The sequence below is a fragment of the Acinetobacter sp. UBA3132 genome (genome assembly GCF_002364825.1).
GTDB lineage: Bacteria > Pseudomonadota > Gammaproteobacteria > Pseudomonadales > Moraxellaceae > Acinetobacter > Acinetobacter schindleri.
In genome coordinates this window covers 21,382-38,853 of the sequence record NZ_DEZM01000146.1, presented here as the reverse complement: position 1 = coordinate 38,853, position 17,472 = coordinate 21,382, and the positions used below count along the sequence as shown (strand labels likewise).

18 protein-coding genes are annotated in these 17,472 nt (G+C 43.4%); 11 read left to right on the top strand and 7 right to left on the bottom strand.

Features of this window, described 5'->3' with window-relative positions:
- Positions 1 to 54: 54 nt before the first annotated feature.
- The gene (locus tag B4033_RS08170) at positions 55 to 990 is read left to right on the top strand and encodes a lauroyl acyltransferase (RefSeq protein ID WP_286833096.1); all 936 of its coding nucleotides are present in this window, start codon (positions 55 to 57) and stop codon (positions 988 to 990) included.
- 296 nt (positions 991 to 1,286) lie between these two features.
- Here the strand turns inward: B4033_RS08170 and B4033_RS08165 are convergent, their stop codons facing one another.
- A complete protein-coding gene (locus B4033_RS08165) occupies positions 1,287 to 1,415 on the bottom strand; it encodes a hypothetical protein (RefSeq protein ID WP_265735833.1) in 129 nt (42 codons plus the stop codon).
- 341 nt (positions 1,416 to 1,756) lie between these two features.
- Positions 1,757 to 2,884 (bottom strand): endonuclease/exonuclease/phosphatase family protein, encoded by a 1,128-nt coding sequence (locus B4033_RS08160; RefSeq protein WP_376745266.1) that lies wholly within the window; start codon positions 2,882 to 2,884, stop codon positions 1,757 to 1,759.
- A gap of 189 nt (positions 2,885 to 3,073) precedes the next feature.
- On the opposite strand from B4033_RS08160, the gene asd reads away from it, so the two are divergent.
- From asd to truA, 5 genes are all read left to right on the top strand, one after another.
- Entirely contained in the window at positions 3,074 to 4,192 is a 1,119-nt protein-coding gene (gene asd, locus B4033_RS08155; protein WP_048882548.1) for an aspartate-semialdehyde dehydrogenase, read from the top strand.
- Positions 4,193 to 4,333: 141 nt separating this feature from the next.
- The gene (locus B4033_RS08150; RefSeq protein WP_286833092.1) at positions 4,334 to 5,920 is read left to right on the top strand and encodes a hypothetical protein; all 1,587 of its coding nucleotides are present in this window, start codon (positions 4,334 to 4,336) and stop codon (positions 5,918 to 5,920) included.
- Between the two features lie 73 nt (positions 5,921 to 5,993).
- A complete protein-coding gene (locus tag B4033_RS08145) occupies positions 5,994 to 7,406 on the top strand; it encodes a hypothetical protein (protein WP_286833091.1) in 1,413 nt (470 codons plus the stop codon).
- 45 nt (positions 7,407 to 7,451) lie between these two features.
- Positions 7,452 to 8,420 (top strand): asparaginase domain-containing protein, encoded by a 969-nt coding sequence (locus B4033_RS08140; RefSeq protein ID WP_286833114.1) that lies wholly within the window; start codon positions 7,452 to 7,454, stop codon positions 8,418 to 8,420.
- A gap of 18 nt (positions 8,421 to 8,438) precedes the next feature.
- Entirely contained in the window at positions 8,439 to 9,236 is a 798-nt protein-coding gene (gene truA, locus B4033_RS08135) for a tRNA pseudouridine(38-40) synthase TruA (RefSeq protein ID WP_286833089.1), read from the top strand.
- Positions 9,237 to 9,323: 87 nt separating this feature from the next.
- Here truA and B4033_RS08130 read toward each other — a convergent pair whose 3' ends face one another.
- Complete coding sequence (locus B4033_RS08130) at positions 9,324 to 10,331, bottom strand: AraC family transcriptional regulator (protein ID WP_071320561.1); 1,008 nt, start codon at positions 10,329 to 10,331, stop codon at positions 9,324 to 9,326.
- A gap of 231 nt (positions 10,332 to 10,562) precedes the next feature.
- Between B4033_RS08130 and infA the strand changes: the two genes are divergently transcribed.
- The 3 genes from infA (at position 10,563) to B4033_RS08115 (ending at position 11,873) form a co-directional block, all read left to right on the top strand.
- The gene (gene infA / locus B4033_RS08125; protein WP_001284370.1) at positions 10,563 to 10,784 is read left to right on the top strand and encodes a translation initiation factor IF-1; all 222 of its coding nucleotides are present in this window, start codon (positions 10,563 to 10,565) and stop codon (positions 10,782 to 10,784) included.
- Positions 10,785 to 10,931: 147 nt separating this feature from the next.
- Positions 10,932 to 11,312 (top strand): hypothetical protein, encoded by a 381-nt coding sequence (locus B4033_RS08120; RefSeq protein WP_286833087.1) that lies wholly within the window; start codon positions 10,932 to 10,934, stop codon positions 11,310 to 11,312.
- A gap of 150 nt (positions 11,313 to 11,462) precedes the next feature.
- Positions 11,463 to 11,873, top strand: coding sequence for a hypothetical protein (locus B4033_RS08115; RefSeq protein ID WP_004890341.1), 411 nt, complete (start codon positions 11,463 to 11,465; stop codon positions 11,871 to 11,873).
- 64 nt (positions 11,874 to 11,937) lie between these two features.
- Here B4033_RS08115 and leuB read toward each other — a convergent pair whose 3' ends face one another.
- From leuB to leuC, 4 genes are all read right to left on the bottom strand, one after another.
- Entirely contained in the window at positions 11,938 to 13,017 is a 1,080-nt protein-coding gene (leuB, locus tag B4033_RS08110) for a 3-isopropylmalate dehydrogenase (RefSeq protein WP_071320761.1), read from the bottom strand.
- A 40-nt stretch (positions 13,018 to 13,057) separates the two neighbouring features.
- Positions 13,058 to 13,621 carry a hypothetical protein gene (locus B4033_RS08105; protein WP_004890345.1) on the bottom strand — a complete coding sequence of 188 codons (564 nt, stop codon included), beginning with the start codon at positions 13,619 to 13,621 and terminating at the stop codon, positions 13,058 to 13,060.
- An 86-nt stretch (positions 13,622 to 13,707) separates the two neighbouring features.
- Positions 13,708 to 14,358, bottom strand: a complete 651-nt coding sequence (gene leuD / locus B4033_RS08100; RefSeq protein WP_286833084.1) for a 3-isopropylmalate dehydratase small subunit — start codon at positions 14,356 to 14,358, stop codon at positions 13,708 to 13,710.
- A gap of 21 nt (positions 14,359 to 14,379) precedes the next feature.
- The gene (gene leuC / locus B4033_RS08095) at positions 14,380 to 15,813 is read right to left on the bottom strand and encodes a 3-isopropylmalate dehydratase large subunit (RefSeq protein ID WP_286833083.1); all 1,434 of its coding nucleotides are present in this window, start codon (positions 15,811 to 15,813) and stop codon (positions 14,380 to 14,382) included.
- A 265-nt stretch (positions 15,814 to 16,078) separates the two neighbouring features.
- Here leuC and B4033_RS08090 point away from each other — a divergent pair, with 265 nt between their 5' ends.
- Together B4033_RS08090 and B4033_RS08085 are read left to right on the top strand one after the other, a co-directional pair.
- A complete protein-coding gene (locus B4033_RS08090) occupies positions 16,079 to 16,318 on the top strand; it encodes a DUF2061 domain-containing protein (RefSeq protein ID WP_008303316.1) in 240 nt (79 codons plus the stop codon).
- A 242-nt stretch (positions 16,319 to 16,560) separates the two neighbouring features.
- The gene (locus B4033_RS08085) at positions 16,561 to 17,430 is read left to right on the top strand and encodes a LysR family transcriptional regulator (RefSeq protein ID WP_004813333.1); all 870 of its coding nucleotides are present in this window, start codon (positions 16,561 to 16,563) and stop codon (positions 17,428 to 17,430) included.
- Positions 17,431 to 17,472: the final 42 nt, after the last annotated feature.

Sequence of the window (17,472 nt, the reverse complement as noted above, 5' to 3'; positions counted from 1 at the left end):
TTCAAAAAGCTCTTCTGCTACACTGCAGATATCTTGAGGTTTAAATAGCAGATTATGAGTAAAAAGCCAGATTACCAACCCGGTGAATTTCAGTGGGCCTTCCTGTCTCCCCAGTATTGGGGCATATGGATTGGCATTGTATTCCTGATGATTCTGGCGATTTTACCTTGGGCGATTCAGTACCGTCTGGCTTCTTTACTGGGTAGCTTAAGTTATAAATATCTCAAATCTCGCCGTGAAACTACAGTGCGCAATCTGGAAGTGTGTTTTCCAGAATGGTCTGCGCAAGAAGTGCAGGAAAATTCCCGTCAGGTCTTTATTGACCAGATGCTCGGTGTGTTTGAAACCTTAAATGCCTGGTACACACCAAAGTGGTTTAAAGGCCGTGTAACTATTGAAGGTCTGGAATATATCCAGCAAGCACAAGCTGAAGGAAAAGGTGCATTATTACTCGGTACGCACTCTACCCTGCTGGATGCTGGCGGCTACCTGTGTGCCCAATATTTTGAACCGGATGTCGTCTATCGTCCGCAGAATAACCCCTTGCTGGATATGCTGATTTATCGCTGCCGTTCCACAATTTATGCCAACCAGATTGACCATGATGATATGCGTGGTCTGGTGCGTAATCTGAAAAATGGACATGCGATCTGGTACAGCCCGGATCAGGATTTCGGTTTAAAACAAGGCGTAATGGCACCATTTTTTGGCGTTCCTGCTGCAACCGTGACCGCACACCGTCGTTTATTAAAAATGACCAAAGCCGCTGCGATCCCACTGTATTTCTACCGTCACGGCGATATCAAAAATCCAAAATATCATGTCCTGATTGAGCTACCCGTTGAAAACCTGCCAAGCGCAGATGAACTGGATGATGCCACTCGCGTGAACCAGATTATTGAACGCCAGTTACGGATCGCCCCAACGCAATATATGTGGTTCCATCGCCGTTTTAAGACCCGCCCACAGGGTTATGATTCGATTTATTGAGTTCTCGAGCTCTTTCGTCATGGATTAATGATTTATTTCCTGATAAATCCACATGGCTTCAGTATGACCAACATAGCTAAAGCCTGATAAAAGCCGGTAGCATGCTGGTCAGCAACTAAAATTTTTTGATGAAATCCTGAATAACGCTCTAGCATGGCCTGCATAATTCGGCGACCAATACCCTACCCTTGTAATTCTGGATGAACCAGTAAATGGGAAAATACATCACCAGATAGCCATCAGAAATGGCATTGCCGAGTCCAACCAGTCAACCATTCATACCGGCAGTCACAAGACTATGAGAATGGTTCAAGGCTTCTAAAAGCAGTTGCGGTTTTTTTAGCTGCTGACCATTGATTGGTATTATAGAGTTCAAATATTTCAAATTCCTGGGCTAAATCACTGTCAGAAGTAATAAACTGCATACACGTTTTCCAGAAATTATTTAAACTCGAAAAATTGTTTTAATAATCAATTAAATAAAAAAGAAAATTAAAGCTCTAAAATAGTTTAACCCGGGCTCTACATCCTGTAAAAACCCGGGTTAATGAGGTTGTGCTTTCAACATTTTAATTCTTGGTTTTTTGTGATTTCCATTTCATCATCGTATCCATGATGTCTTCATTCAGCTTCGTCTTCCTTATGAGAAATTCCCTTCTCGACTCCCTGTGCTGATATAAGCAGAATATTGGAATCATCGAGGAATAAATATCGTTTAAGACCCCAATCTATGTAAGCCATTTCGTACACTTTTCCGATAAATCCATCACACTTTTGAACCTTTTTTGTAGGTTTGAGCAATTTCATCCGTGACTATTTTTTCTTCTTTCTCAGCTTTTTCAATACCTTCTTGTATAGCTTCCTGAGCCTGTTGCTCATCTTCTTCAGTCTGTTCCAGTTCTTCTTGTACATGATCAAAGACTCGCCCGGTTTGTAGTACCACAAACACCGGAAAATGATCCGAGCCCACATGTGGCAAACGCTCCATATGGACTAAAGCAAAGTCGGTACTGTGGAAGACATGGTCAAGTGACCAGCGGAACATCGGATAATCGGCATGAAAGGTATTGACATAACGGCGCCCGACACGCGGGTCGAGCAAGCCACTAATACGCTGAAACAAACGTGTAGTACGTGACCAGGCGACATCATTCAGATCCCCCATCACAATACAGCTTTCATCGAGATCCTTGATTTGATCGCCAACAATCAGCAATTCAGCATCACGCAGTTTCGAGTCCTTGGCTTCAGTCGGACTTGGCGGTTTTGGATGTAGGCAATATAACTGAACCGGATGGCCAGAACGTAAAGTGACTGTGGTATGAATTGAAGGAATTTCATTACTCAAAATAAATTTCACTTCGGTATCGCTGAGTTTTAATTTACTGTAGAGATGCATCCCATACAGGTTATCTAAAGGCACAGGTACACGGTAGGGATAGTCCGCTTCAATCACTGAGAGTTGTTTCTGCCATTCTGAATTGGTCTCCAGCGTCAGTACCAGATCTGGAGTTAAACGTTGAATCTGTTCGAGTAATAGATGATATTTTTCATTGGTCATTAACACGTTAGAAACCAGTAAAGAAATTTGTTTGCTTGGATCCAGTTGCTGCCGTTTGACCTTCTTCACCTGTTTCTTCCAGATAAAGGTATAAGGCAAGACCATCTTCAACTGGTAGGCTTGTGCCGCGAGCAGCCCTACAAAAATAATTTGGTCTATCAAGGTCCAGGAATGCTCCCAGAATATATAAAGTCCTAGTGCAATGAAGCCAATAATCAGAATTTGTAGTCGCGGGAAATCGGCGCCACGGATCCACCATTCATCACGAGGAATCAGGGACCAGAAACTGAGCCAGATGACCAGCACTGACAATATCTGAATAAACAAAATCATAAAGTGACTCTTTTTACTATGTTGTTATTTTTTCTAGAAGAAAATCTGCGTTATCAATTTTGTATGTAACATAAACAAGATATTTCGCTCAATATTATTGATGTTTCTATTGTGTAGCTATTGCAGTTGAGTCCCTTTTTGGTACACTCGAACCCCCTTTAATTTTTTAACGCACCGAGGCAAAGTGACATGAAAGTAGGTCTGGTCGGTTGGCGCGGGATGGTTGGTTCCGTCCTAATGCAACGTATGGTTGAAGAGAATGATTTTGCTCATTTTGAGCCATTCTATTTCTCTACCAGTAATGCAGGTGGTGAAGCACCGGCATTTGGTGGTAAAACTGCCCCAGCACTTATGGATGCGACAGATATTGATCGTCTGAAGCAAATGGATGTCATTATTACCTGCCAAGGTGGCGATTATACCACTGCGGTTTTCCCTAAGCTGAAAGCTGCAGGCTGGAATGGTTACTGGATTGACGCTGCGTCTACGCTGCGTATGGATGATGAAGCAATCATCGTACTTGACCCGGTTAACCTGAACGTAATCAAAGATGGCCTAGTGAAAGGTACTAAAACTTTCGTTGGCGGTAACTGTACGGTTTCCCTGATGCTGATGGGCCTAGGTTCTCTATTCCAGAACAACCTGGTGGAATGGGCAACTTCGATGACCTATCAGGCGGCATCTGGTGCAGGTGCACAAAACATGCGTGAGCTGATCACAGGCATGGGTTACCTGTATAACAATACTAAAGACCTACTCGATGATCCACGCTCTCCAATTTTGGACATCGATTCTAAAATTGCTGAATTACAACGTGGTGAAGGCTTCCCGTCTGCAAACTTTGGTGTACCGCTAGCTGGTTCTCTGATTCCATATATCGACAAGCAGCTGGAAAGCGGCCAGTCGAAAGAAGAATGGAAAGGTCAGGTTGAAACCAACAAGATCCTGGGCAACCAGCAGATCGTTCCAATCGATGGTCACTGTGTACGTATCGGTGCCATGCGCTGTCACTCTCAGGCAATTACCTTGAAGCTAAAACGTGACGTACCTTTGAATGAAATCGAAGATATGATTCGTCAGTCTAGCCAATGGGCAAAAGTGGTACCAAATACACGTGAAGCATCAATGACTGATCTGACGCCTGTCGCAGTAACCGGTACATTAACTGTTCCAGTCGGCCGTCTGCGTAAAATGAACATGGGTAAAGAATACCTGGGTGCATTCACTGTAGGCGACCAGTTACTTTGGGGCGCTGCTGAGCCTTTACGCCGTATGTTACGCATTCTGATCGATTATAAAAATGCTTAATTAAGCGCGTTATAATCAATCTAAAAGCCGATCTTTATTGATCGGCTTTTTTGTGTCACTATCAAGAAAATAGTTGAACAAACATAGACATCCCAATCATCGAGCCATACTGCCTATAATATGACCGATGCTGAGCCTAGAATGAAGATGACTGTATATAAAAAATTCAAAATTGCTACTTTAACCATGATGATTACACAGCATGTTTTTGCAATCACGGTTGAGCCAGTTCAGGTTCAATCAGCACCCGGGGAATTACTCTATGCGGAAATGAATTTCCGTCAGTCAGATATCAATATACCGATTGAAGTGAGTTTAGCTACGCCAGAAGATTTAATGACGCTGGGCACTACGCATCAACCTCCCGGGCATCTTAATTTTTTTACCCGTCGTAGCAGCAATGGCACAGGTGTGATTACTATTACCTCTTCACGCCCAATCACTCAAAATGATCTGAATTTTGTAGTTAAGGTTAAAGAAGGCAATGCAGCACGCTTACAACACATCAAGACCACACTCAAACCCAAGACAGATCTGCTAAAAGCTTCAATCAGCGCGAATGAACGAACATTAACCCCAGTCGTGGTGGTGAATGAAAATGAAATTGGTTTAAATTTACCTGTCAGTACGCAATACAAGCCTGCAGCAGCGAATACCAAAGCTATGGAAAAACCATTGGCTGTACAGCGTCTTACTCCACCGCCATTATCACCAAACTCTATCCCTCAGACAACATCGATAACGACTCCTGTCGTTCAGGCTCCAGTCAAGGTTGAGGAAGCTATTACAGCTGTGAATACGCGTCCAGTCGCAAGTACTTTGACGACACCCACACCAATCGCTGAACCTGCAATGCCAGCTATTCAACAAAAGCCTCTAGCTTCAAATAGTCTGCAAAAAAATCTAGTCACTACCACAGCTCAAGCAAAAACTCAGATAGCGGAGGGTGCTTCAGCAGCGCCTGTTGCACAGCCGAATCAAGATATACCAACTCAAAAAGTACAAAGTCAAAAGCCAGTGGCGACCTATCCTGCTGCTGCGCCACACTCCAATTCCAGCGACCCATTAGTTAAAAAATATGCCGACGAACAAGTCGCAAAACAGAAGCAAGTCCCTCCTAAAAAACCGCCTCAAGCAGCTCCGGCTCCAGTGAAACACTCCCCTCAAGCGAGCCCGACATCTATTGCAAAAGCAAGTTATGTGGTTCAATCCAATGAATCTCTCTGGAAAATTGCTGCACGTATTGCTCAGGAACAAAACCGCGGTGTCGGTGAAGTCATGCAACAAATTAAAAAAAATAATGAACAGGCCTTTATTGGCGGAGATGCGAATCGCCTGAAGCGTGGTGCGGCACTGAATTTGAATATTGCGCCCGCACAAAAACAGCCAATTACTGTCAAGACATCTGAGCTTGCACAAGTTCAGAATGAGGCTAAAGGCAGTACCAAATATCGTTTAAATCAAGCTGAAATGAGCCTGGTTGCTGAGAACCAACAAGAAACTAAGCAACTTTCTGCAAATCAAAACACATTAGACCGTCAAACTTCGAAAGAGTTGTCATTAAAAGTTATGACAGTTCGAGAAAAAACCGTTAAATTACAGAGAAACGTAACTGAATTAGAATTGGCGCTTAATCAGAAGGATCAGAGAATTCAATTATTAAATGCCCGTCTTGCCCGACTGCAACAGCAGTTGAAAGCACAACAGGCAGATAAAAAAGCCAATTAACTAATCATTACATACATTGATTTACAGGGATGAGTGGATATATGGAGCCCTCTATCTCTAAGGGGTACTTATCATGCTGATTTATGTGATTCCATTAATTTTATTGATCATCGTTCTGATTGTAGTCAAAAAACGTCAGGATGCTCAAGGGTCAGATAAAGCAAAGGCAACTACAGCGAAAGCGAGAAAAACCACCAGTTCAGCACGGGCTACCCCAGCAAAAACCCGGGTGGTTGAAGAAGTTGCAGCGAACCCCCAAGAAGCTATTGCTCTTTCAGCAGAGCTGCGCAAGAAAATTGAACGCCTGATCAGTGAAGGAAATTTCTTTGCCGCTGAAGCACAAATCAATCAGGCGCTCAAAAAAGACAACCGCCAGCATGAACTGTATTTGTTGCTCGTTGATATCCATATTCAGCAGAAAGATGAATTTGCCATTTCCCAGTTAATTACGCATGTCCGTTCACTCGGTTTGGATGACATTCTTGCGCAGGCAGAAACTAAAAAAGCAGAATTTGAAAATTCAGCTAATTCAACCAAGGACACAATTGATTTTCCTTCTGCACAGTTAAGCGCTGGCTCATCAGTAAATGAGGCAGCACCTGTAGACAACACTGCTGCCTTTGAAGAGCTATCTCCCACCCACAACCCAGTAGTTAATGATCTTGCTTTTGATGAACTGCAACAACAAAATAAGCCTCAAAAAGCTGTATTTGAGCCGGCACCATCACAGAATGATATCCAGCCGCTGGAATTTAATTTTGAGCCCACTTTGACTAAACCGGCAAGTGATACAGCTCAGAATCTACCAGGAGCTACAGGTCTAGAGTTTAACTTTTCTGACGCTCCTGCAGTATCTGAGCCGGTAGCGACGACAATACCGGATACGGCCCCATCTGCACTAAACTTTAGCTTTGACTTAAATAGCTCAACAAAAGCTGAAACTGAAATTGCACCTGCTGCTGAGCCTGAAACTGCCGCACCGGTTATGGATTTTAAGCTTGACTTAGGCAGCTTAGAAAAACCAGAAGTGACACCAGTACCTACTGCAGAATCAGTTCAACCTCTTGATTTTTCTTTCTCGGCAGATACAACGTCAACCACAGAAACCCAGCCAGAAATCGCAGTACCAGAATTTAATTTATCAGGTTTAACTACACATGAACCTATAAGTCCAGCAGTCCCTGCTGTCTCAGAATTGGACTTTAAACTGGATGCCGTTCCTGAAAAACCAGCCAGTGCTGCAATCAGTTTTGATATTCCATCTGCGCCCGTTACTTCAACCGCTCATCAAAATGATCCACTGATTCAATCATTCCCTGAATTAACGGAAACGGATGAAGTAGTATTAAATCTGGAATTGGCAGAGCAGTATATCCAATTGGGTGCCTATGATGCCGCACGTGAAATCCTGACAGAAAAGGAAGCGGACTACAGTCCACAACAACGCACCCATGTTGATCAATTACTGAATCGAATCGCTTCTTAAGTAAATTCGTTCTACACTAAAGCAGTCACTATGGCTGCTTTTTTTATGATGAAAAATATTGCATTGATTTATATGGGAGGTACGTTTGGATGCGTTGGTGATCCACTCGCTCCTATGCCTGCCGAATCTTTTTTTATAAAACTAAAAGAATTATTGCATGAAGACACGCATTCGGTAGAGTGCTTCTGCGCCCCTGTAATTAAGGACAGCAGTGCATGTACTGCTCCTGACTGGCTAGCCTTGATTCAGTTTATTCAGCAACTGCAGGCTCAGAATTATCAGCGCTTTGTTATCATTCATGGTACAGATACCATGAGCTATGCCTGTGCCGTGCTGGCGCATCTTTTAGGGCAATCTGCCTATGTGGTTTTAACCGGTAGCCAGTACCCATTATTAAATGCAGCTGGCAAGCAGCCACGCGAATTCAGTGATGCTTTGGACAACCTATGCTTTGCTCTAGATTCTGTACAGCAGGTCGAGATGGGCGTTTATCTGGCATTTAACCAGGAACTGGTTCATGGCAGAACAGCGTTAAAGCAACATACTACTGAGCTCAAGGCCTTTGCTGGCATAGATGCAGAAGTAAAAATTCCACCGCAACTATATACACATAGCATTACTGCACAAGATTTGATTAAGGCACAGCAATTTAATTGCCTGAGTATCATGATGCAGCCAATTGGGCTAGATCAGCAGCTTCATAACCTTAAGCAATTATTGGCTTCACCTCCAGACTTCCTGATTCTGCAGGGCTTTGGCACAGGAAATCTCGCAGTTAATCCTGATCTCATTCAGCTTTTTGATGATTTCTATAATGCTGGCTGTGCTGTAGTTTTGACTACACAAGTACCTTTCGGGAGCACAGACCAACGCTATGCTATTGCAGAATGGGTACAGGACTGCCGGATTTTACTCAATGATGCCTATGGCCATGCCGATCTATATGCAAAAGCCCTGAAAATGTATTTACAATACGACAGCGTGGAGCAATGGCATCACCATTGGTCTGATTAGTTGAATCTTGAGGTGAATATGCAGCGTTTTGCAGTCGGTATTGAATTTAGTGGAGCACACTACAGAGGTTGGCAAACCCAACAGCCCGGCGTAGCAAGCGTGCAGGAAACGATTGAAAAGGTTCTGTCTAAAGTCGCCAATGAAACTATTATCCTGCATGGTGCAGGTCGAACTGATGCCGGCGTGCATGCCACCAATATGGTTGCTCACTTCGATACCTCTGCTGATCGCTCCGAATATGGCTGGTTACGCGGCTGTAATAGTCAGCTGCCTAAAGATATTGCAATTCAGTGGATTCAGGAAATGGACATGGATTTCCATGCCCGTTTTAAAGCCCAAGCCCGTCGTTATCGTTATGTAGTCTACAATCACCCTGTGCGTTCTGCGCTATTGCATAAACAGGTCACCCATATCCATTACGATTTAGATGTCGACAAGATGATTGAAGCTGCGACAAAGTTTGAAGGCACACATAATTTCGAAAGTTTCCGTGCCTCTGCCTGTCAATCCAATCAACCTGTACGCCATGTGCATCACTGTCGCCTAATTCGTCATGGTCACTATCTGGTCCTGGATATTCAGGCTGATGGCTTCCTGCATCATATGGTGCGCAACATCATGGGCTGTTTGCTGGAAATTGGTCAGGGCATGTATGACATCGATCAGATTGATGCCATCTTTGCTGCGGAAGACCGCAAAGCGGCAGGTGTGACTGCACCACCAGATGGACTCTACTTTATTCAGGCGCATTATCCTGAACAATTTAATTTACCAAAAGTGCCTTTAGGACCACATTGGTTAAACATGCCAGAATAATTGAATCCTTTTCATTAATTTACCTCCCCTACCCCCTTCTGGAAGGAGGGGAAATTCCTACCTTTTTAAAGGAAGGTTAGGAGGGATTTAACGCTGCTTGCGCTTTCTATATTCCACTGGCGTTTCATTGGTCCAACGCTTAAAAGCACGATAGAAGGTACTTGGTTCAGAAAAACCGGTGAGATAAACAATCCGCTCTACACTTTCACTGGTGCCTGCCAGTAAGCGTTTAGCCAGACGGCAACGATAATCCGAAAGGATCTGCTGGAAACTGGTATTGGCTTCACTCAACTGGGTACGCAAACGGCGGGGAGTAATATTCAGCTGGGCAGCGACTGTTTCTAGCGTGGTTTCCCCACTTTCCAAGGTTGAGCCAATGGCACGGCGCACTTCACCCACCAGATCATAACGTGCCAGCTCTTGCAGCTTTTCAATTGCTAACTGCTCATGCAGCTGGAGTAATTCTGGTTCTGCCTGCCAAAGCGGATATTCAAGAATACTCGGATCAAAATAAAGACGTGTTTCTTTCTGTCCCAGACTTACTGGGCATTCATAGACACGGAAGTATTCATCATCAGTTGCGCCTTTAGAAAAATTGAAGTCGATATAAATCGGCTCAAAACGCCCTTCGGTAATAAATTTAAAGAAACGCAGTACACCAGACATGGCACATTCAGTGAAATGGCGATTGACGATATTTTCGGCAAAAAGCTGCTCACCATTGGTCAAATAACAGCGGTCATCTTCCACGACCAGTTGCGCATGGAAGGCATCACTGATGAGGCGCTGGTAAGCCAAGGCACGTTTTAGCCCTTCACCAAAATTTTCTGATGAAATAAACAAATGCTCAATGACCTGACCACGGTAAAGTGGCAGGTGCTCACCCAAATGTAAGCCGATATCAGGATCCTTGCTGACCTCTTCTGCCGCGACCCAGAATGCATACTGTGCACTCAACGGGGTACGGTCATTGGCTTCAACCTGGTTTAAGGCAACTCCTGCTTTAGTAAGCAATTCTTCGGTTGGCAAACCCGCACGACGTATCGCCTGGTAGCCTAATCGCAGTACAACCGATGCATCTGTTAGCTGACCCACTCAAAAACCTTCCTTGTATGTGCTTCATTTATACCTAAAAAGATATTTTTTAGATTAACTGTGATTGACCAAAGTGACAACATCAACAAGCAGTTTTTTAGTTAAAATATTTGTACTGATGCTTCGCTTATTTTGCTTTCAGATGATCAGTCTAAAGCCTGCTATGCCTTGTGTTATACGAAAAAATTGACTATAATTTGCGCCTTTCTAATTTATTCTTTTAGGTAGGCTATGGCCAATAAAGAGGAACTCATCGAGTTCGAAGGCGTTGTCACCGAGACGCTTCCTAATACTATGTTCCGTGTACGTTTAGAAAACGGTCACGAAGTGATTGCTCATATCTCTGGTAAAATGCGTAAACACTACATCCGTATTTTGACTGGCGACAGTGTAAAAGTGGAGATGACTCCTTACGACTTAACTAAGGGTCGCATCACTTATCGTGCACGCTAAGATTTAGCGTCAGTAAAAAAAGCCACTGATCAGGGTGGCTTTTTTTGTGACTTTAATTATTCATTATTTACCAATAAATAAAAAAATTGACATAGCCTGAGAATTACAAGACTATTCAATTTAATTAAAACAATATTTATAAAAACAATGAATATGAAATATTTGACTCTGCTTTCCAGCTTATCTCTTGTTGCATGTGCTACAGGCAGCAATCAGCATCTGCATCATTCTCTACAGCCCTATATCGGTCAAACTGCCGCACAGGTTCGCAGCCAACTTGATCTTCGTGCAATGGGATTTAAAACCTCCCAGCACCCCATTCAGACAGCAGACTTTCTCAGTTATACTATTTTCCGGGATGTGAATATTCCGATGGGTACACCTAATATTAGTCAAAGTATCTCCCCTGGTGTACCAATTCCAATGCCTTCGAATGGAGGTTATAACATTAAGATGAAATGCCAAATCTGGTTTGACTTGAAAGATGAAATTGTTCAGGACATTCGTTATACCGGTAAAGCTTGCTAAACTGTGTCCAGTGAAGTTTAAAACCTGTATGGGATTTAATGAGAGGTCCAATTTATCAGGATACTTCTCTCTACCGTGTGTCAAATTACAACAATAAGCTCATTTTCTCCTCGCTACAATAACCGCAATGGCTTTTGTAGGAGTCAGAATATGTTATCTGCATTTCGCCAAATGAAACTCGTGTTACCAGGCATGCTTCTGTTATTGTCTGCATGTACGCATACGCCTACCCTGTCTCAAGCCGAACGTGACGCTTATTTACAGCAGTATATTGGACAGTCTAGCCAAACCATTTATGCCAATCTGGATTTAAGCAAACTCGGCTACCAACAGGTAAATGAACCCGTACTTTCAGCCGGGCAACTGGTCTATATCGTGCAGCGTCCCGTTGCACTTCCACTCTCTGTTGCTCAGCATCCGGTTGCCGGTACTGGAACAGTACCCATTCCGGTGACACATAGTCCATCGCGTGGCTATGACGTAAACCTGCAATGTAAAATTGTTTTTGAACTCAAGGACAATATTGCACAAGCAGTGAAATATACCGGCCGAACCTGTTAATTCAGCAGACACAAAAAAACGCAGCCTGAGCTGCGTTTTTTATTGATCAGTTCTGGAGTGAAATTTAGTTCAATGCAGCAACTACTGCCTGGCCCATTTCCACTGTACCGACTTTGCTCATGCCTTCGGACATAATATCCGCAGTACGTAAACCTTGATCCAATACATGACCTACTGCATCTTCAATTGCTTTTGCAGCCGCTTCTTCACGGAAGGTGTAACGCAGCATCATTGCAACAGACAGAATGGTTGCCAATGGATTTGCTAGGTTTTGACCTGCGATGTCTGGTGCAGAACCATGACATGGTTCATACATGCCTTTGCCATTCTCATCTAGAGAAGCAGATGGCAACATACCAATTGAACCCGTTAACATTGCTGCTTCGTCAGACAGAATGTCACCGAACAGGTTAGAAGTGACAATTACGTCAAACTGTTTAGGCGCACGTACCAACTGCATTGCAGCATTGTCGACATACATATGCGACAGGTTGATGTCTGGATATTGCTCTTCTTTCAATTCAGTAACGGTTTGCTTCCAAAGCTCAGTCACTTCAAGCACGTTTGCTTTATCGACTGAACATACTTTACCGCCACGCAGACCGGCAAGTTCAAATGCAACTTTGGCAATACGCTTGATTTCAGACTCTGAATACACATCAGTGTTAAAACCTTGTTTTTCACCATTTTCCAATTCACGGATACCACGTGGTTGACCGAAGTAGATACCACCTGTCAATTCACGTACGATCAGGATATCCAGACCAGCTACAATTTCAGGTTTCAGGCTAGACGCATCAGCAAGTTGCGGATAGAGAATCGCCGGACGCAGGTTCGCGAACAGGTTCAGTTCACTACGCAATTTTAACAGACCACGTTCAGGACGAATTGAGCGTTCAATCGTATCCCATTTAGGACCACCCACAGCGCCAAGCAGAATTGCATCAGCTTTTTTTGCCTGCTCAGACGTCACATCTGGATAAGGTGCACCATGTGCATCAATCGCAGCACCACCTAACAGGCCATGTTCCCAGCTTAGATCTAAATTAAATTTTTCATTTACGCGAGTCAGCACTTGCTCTGCTGCTTTCACAATTTCAGGACCGATGCCGTCACCAGCTAAAATCAAAATTTGTTTAGACATGAGATATTCCATTTATAAAGTCAGCATTTCGCTGACTGGGTTAAATTTTCTGTTCTACAAACTCGGCAATGCCAGTTTCAACATTGTATGGCTTGCAGAAGCGTCGAATTATTTTGGTGTTTTGCAATAGATCTACACACAGTGGATCCGGTGCAGAGGCCTGCAATAAGCTGGTGTTTCGAGTCGAGCGCTGACGATACATCTTAAAGGTGTACTTATGCTTGGCCTGAAAGTTCTGGAATACATGTAGAACTTCGGCCTTATCCGGACTAATCGGATAAAAGCGTACTACCAGTTCATGCTGCCCCGCGGGTACCGACAGGTAAACCGGATTAGGCTCTTTCAGGCTTTTTGCTTGTAAACGCACAAGCTTGAGCTTGAGCGCTTCACTCTCCACATGTCGTTTTTCAGCATTGATGATCTTGATATCATCCATACGTTCAAAATTACAATCGTGGGTACCTGAACAATAAATCAGGGCATCTGAACTATTTACAGCCGAATCTGTCAATTTCTTCAACTGTATCGTATCGATGGTCTGACATGCTGTCATTAACATCGAAACCGTACCCAATGCAAATAACTGTTTCCAATAGCTGGCCATGCTGAATGTCTAACCCAAACGAAATTTCCATGATTTCACGATATTAGCAAGGGTTAGACTTTCCCGCTATGACAATTTAACTAGATTTAGCCACTAATTTCTGCAAATACCCAAGGGCGCGATTGTTTGGTTTTTTCTTCATAAGCACGAATCGCATCGGCATCCTGCAAAGTTAAACCGATGTCATCCAAACCGTTTAAAAGACAATGCTTGCGGAATGGATCAACTTCAAACTTGAAACTTTCACCAGATGGTGTGCGTACTTCTTGCGCTGCAAGATCAATTGTTAACTGATAACCTTCAGTCGCAGCACATTCTTTAAATAACTGGTCAACAATTTCTTCAGGCAGAATTACTGGCAACATGCCGTTTTTAAAGCTGTTATTGAAGAAAATATCCGCATAGCTTGGTGCAATGACGGTACGGAAACCGTATTCATTCAATGCCCATGGCGCATGCTCGCGGCTTGAACCACAACCGAAGTTTGCACGTGAAATTAAAATTGATGCACCTTGGTAACGTGGTTTGTTTAACTCAAAATCAGGGTTTAAGGGACGTTTTGAATTATCCTGACCTAAATAACCTTCATCCAGGTAACGCAATTCATCAAATAAATTTTCACCAAAACCGGTACGTTTGATCGATTTTAAAAACTGTTTTGGAATAATTAAGTCGGTATCTACATTGGCACGGTCTAATGGTGCAACGATACCTTGTTCAACGGTATAAGCTTTCATGTCTTTGCTCCTATTAGCCGATTAGAATGAACGTACATCAACAAAGTGACCGGCAATTGCTGCTGCTGCTGCCATTGCTGGGCTCACCAAATGGGTACGACCGCCATTGCCCTGACGACCTTCGAAGTTACGGTTCGAGGTAGATGCACAATGCTCGCCCGGCTGTAACTTATCAGCGTTCATGGCCAAACACATTGAACAACCCGGCTCACGCCATTCAAAGCCTGCTTCAATCAGGATTTTATCTAAACCTTCAGCTTCAGCTTGTGCTTTGACCAAACCAGAACCTGGAACGACCATCGCCTGTTTAATGCTCGGTGCAACCTTTTTACCTTTCGCCACTTCAGCCGCAGCACGAATATCTTCAATACGTGAATTGGTACAAGAGCCGATAAATACACGGTCTAACCGGATATCAGACAAGGCCTGACCAGCAGTTAAACCCATGTATTGATAAGCACGTGTCCAGTCATTGCGTTGTACGTCATCTTTGGCTTGTTCCAACGTTGGAACTGCTTGAGAGACTGGAATCACCATTTCAGGAGAAGTACCCCAAGATACCTGTGGCTCAATCTCTTCACCTTGTAATACCACAACGGTATCAAAGTGTGCGCCTTCATCAGAATGCAAGGTATTCCAGTAAGCAACTGCTTGATCCCACTGCTCACCTTTCGGTGCATATGGACGGTTCTTCACATATTCAATGGTTTTATCATCGACTGCGACCATACCAACACGGGCACCGCCTTCGATCGCCATATTACATACAGTCATACGGCCTTCGATCGACATGTCGCGGAAGACCTGACCGCCAAATTCGATGGCATGGCCTGTACCGCCCGCAGTCCCGATTTTGCCAATAATGGCTAAAACCACGTCTTTTGGAGTTATGCCTTGACCCAGTTTACCGTCAACGCGCACCAGCATGTTTTTCATTTTCTTTTGAACCAGGCATTGGGTTGCCAATACATGTTCAACTTCAGAAGTTCCGATACCATGTGCCAAACAGCCGAAAGCACCATGCGTTGCAGTATGTGAGTCACCACATACCACCGTCATGCCTGGCAAGGTCAAACCCTGTTCTGGACCCACAACATGTGCAATACCTTGGCGAACATCATTAATGTCAAACTGCACCACATTAAAGGTTTTACAGTTGTCATCTAAGGTTTGTACCTGGATACGTGAAGTTTCATCTTCAATCCCAGAAATACCTTCTGAACGTTCTTTGGTAGAAGTCGGTACGTTATGGTCTGGCGTCGCCACGTTCGCGCTTAAACGCCATGGTTTACGACCCGCCAGTTGTAAGCCTTCGAATGCTTGCGGAGAAGTAACTTCATGCAATAAATGACGGTCGATATAAAGTAAAACTGAACCATCGTCACGCTGTTTTACTAAATGGTCATCCCATAACTTATCGTATAATGTTTTTGCTGTTTGGGTCTCGCCTGCCATGTCGATGTACTCCACTGGACTGGGTAAATTCTATCTCTAATTTTGATTATATCGCTGCGTTCACATAAATCTAATTTATCATTTTTATTAGTTAATAAACTTTTTGGAATCTTTAAAATTGGATTCTAAACATACCGATATTGATTTTTATTTAATCTAATTTTCCGATCATTTTTTGCAAAATATACGTTTTTACAAATTAAATGAGAATTATTATTATTTATTCATACAGAAACATTGAATTTATTTTTTGAGGAATATCGACATGGCACACGTTCAAAAATTTGTTGTAGATAATCAGCGTATGTTCAAGAAAACCTTGAGCTACTACATCATGCACATCACGGTAGCCATGTTAGTCGGTTATTTTGTGACGGGTAGTTTAGCCATGGCAATTGCATTAAGTTTATTAGAACCGACTGTTCAGGCTGTTGCTTTCTTCTTCCACGAAAAAGCCTGGGAGGCTAAATCTGAACAGAACAATAATGAGGAAATCACAGCCTAAATTCTTTTCTGTCCTTATTCCTCGTTTTGCCACCGCTTACCCTCGGTGGCTTTTTTTATTGATGCATATCCGATTTTTATAAAATATTTTTCTGGGTTCAAGCCGCCATTTCCATCGATCTATTGTATTAGCAATCAATGAATGTCGGATTTTACAGCAATAGATACAACTTTTCCTTTGATTTATTCTTAAAATATTACAACAATAGAGATACGCATAAAAAATCTTTATAGGTGATTAAGATGAATCTCGCAGCCTTTGAAGCCTTTGTAAAAGTCATGGAAACTGGATCAATTTCTCTGGCAGCAGATCAGCTTTTTATTACTCAACCCGCCGTGACCAAACGGATTCATAGTCTGGAAGAGTATTTTGGAGTCAAGCTGTTTGAATCAGCGGGTCGTGGTGTACAAGCAACCCATGCCGCGCATTCGCTGTTACCGAAAGTGAAAAACTGGCTGAATGAACTGGGCGATATTCATCATACCCTCAGTCATGAACAAGGCCAGATTCAGGGCAAACTGAAAATTGGTACCAGTCATCATATTGGTCTGCATCACCTTCCAGCACATTTGCGTCAGTATGTACTGCAATATCCGGATGTGACCCTGGATGTGCACTTTGTCGATTCTGAACAGGCGCATGAACAGGTGATTGCCGGTGACTTGGAACTGGCTTTCCTGACTTTACCTCCACATGGCGATGAACGGCTGAACTATGTGACTATCTGGAACGATCCATTGGTGTTTGTAGTTGCTCCATTTCATCCATTGGCCCAGCAGAAGAATCTGTCACTGGAAGATCTGGTGCATTACCCGAGCCTGTTACCGTCTGCACAAACCTATACCACGCAAATTACCATGGCAGAGTTTGAGAAACGTGGCGTCAAACCAAAAATCACCATGAGTAATAATCCACTCGAATCGATCCGCATGTTGGTTTCCATTGGTCTGGGCTGGTCAGTACTACCACAAACTCTTGTAAATCATGACTTGCAACAGCTGGATATTCCTCTGGAAATGAATCGCCAGCTTGGCATGGTCTGGCATCCGGGACGTACCCAGTCCAAAGCTGCACAGGCCCTGGTTGAGTTAATGCAACAGCCTAAACTCTAAGTTGCTTCATTTTTAAAATAAGAGGCTGCGATGGATTCAATT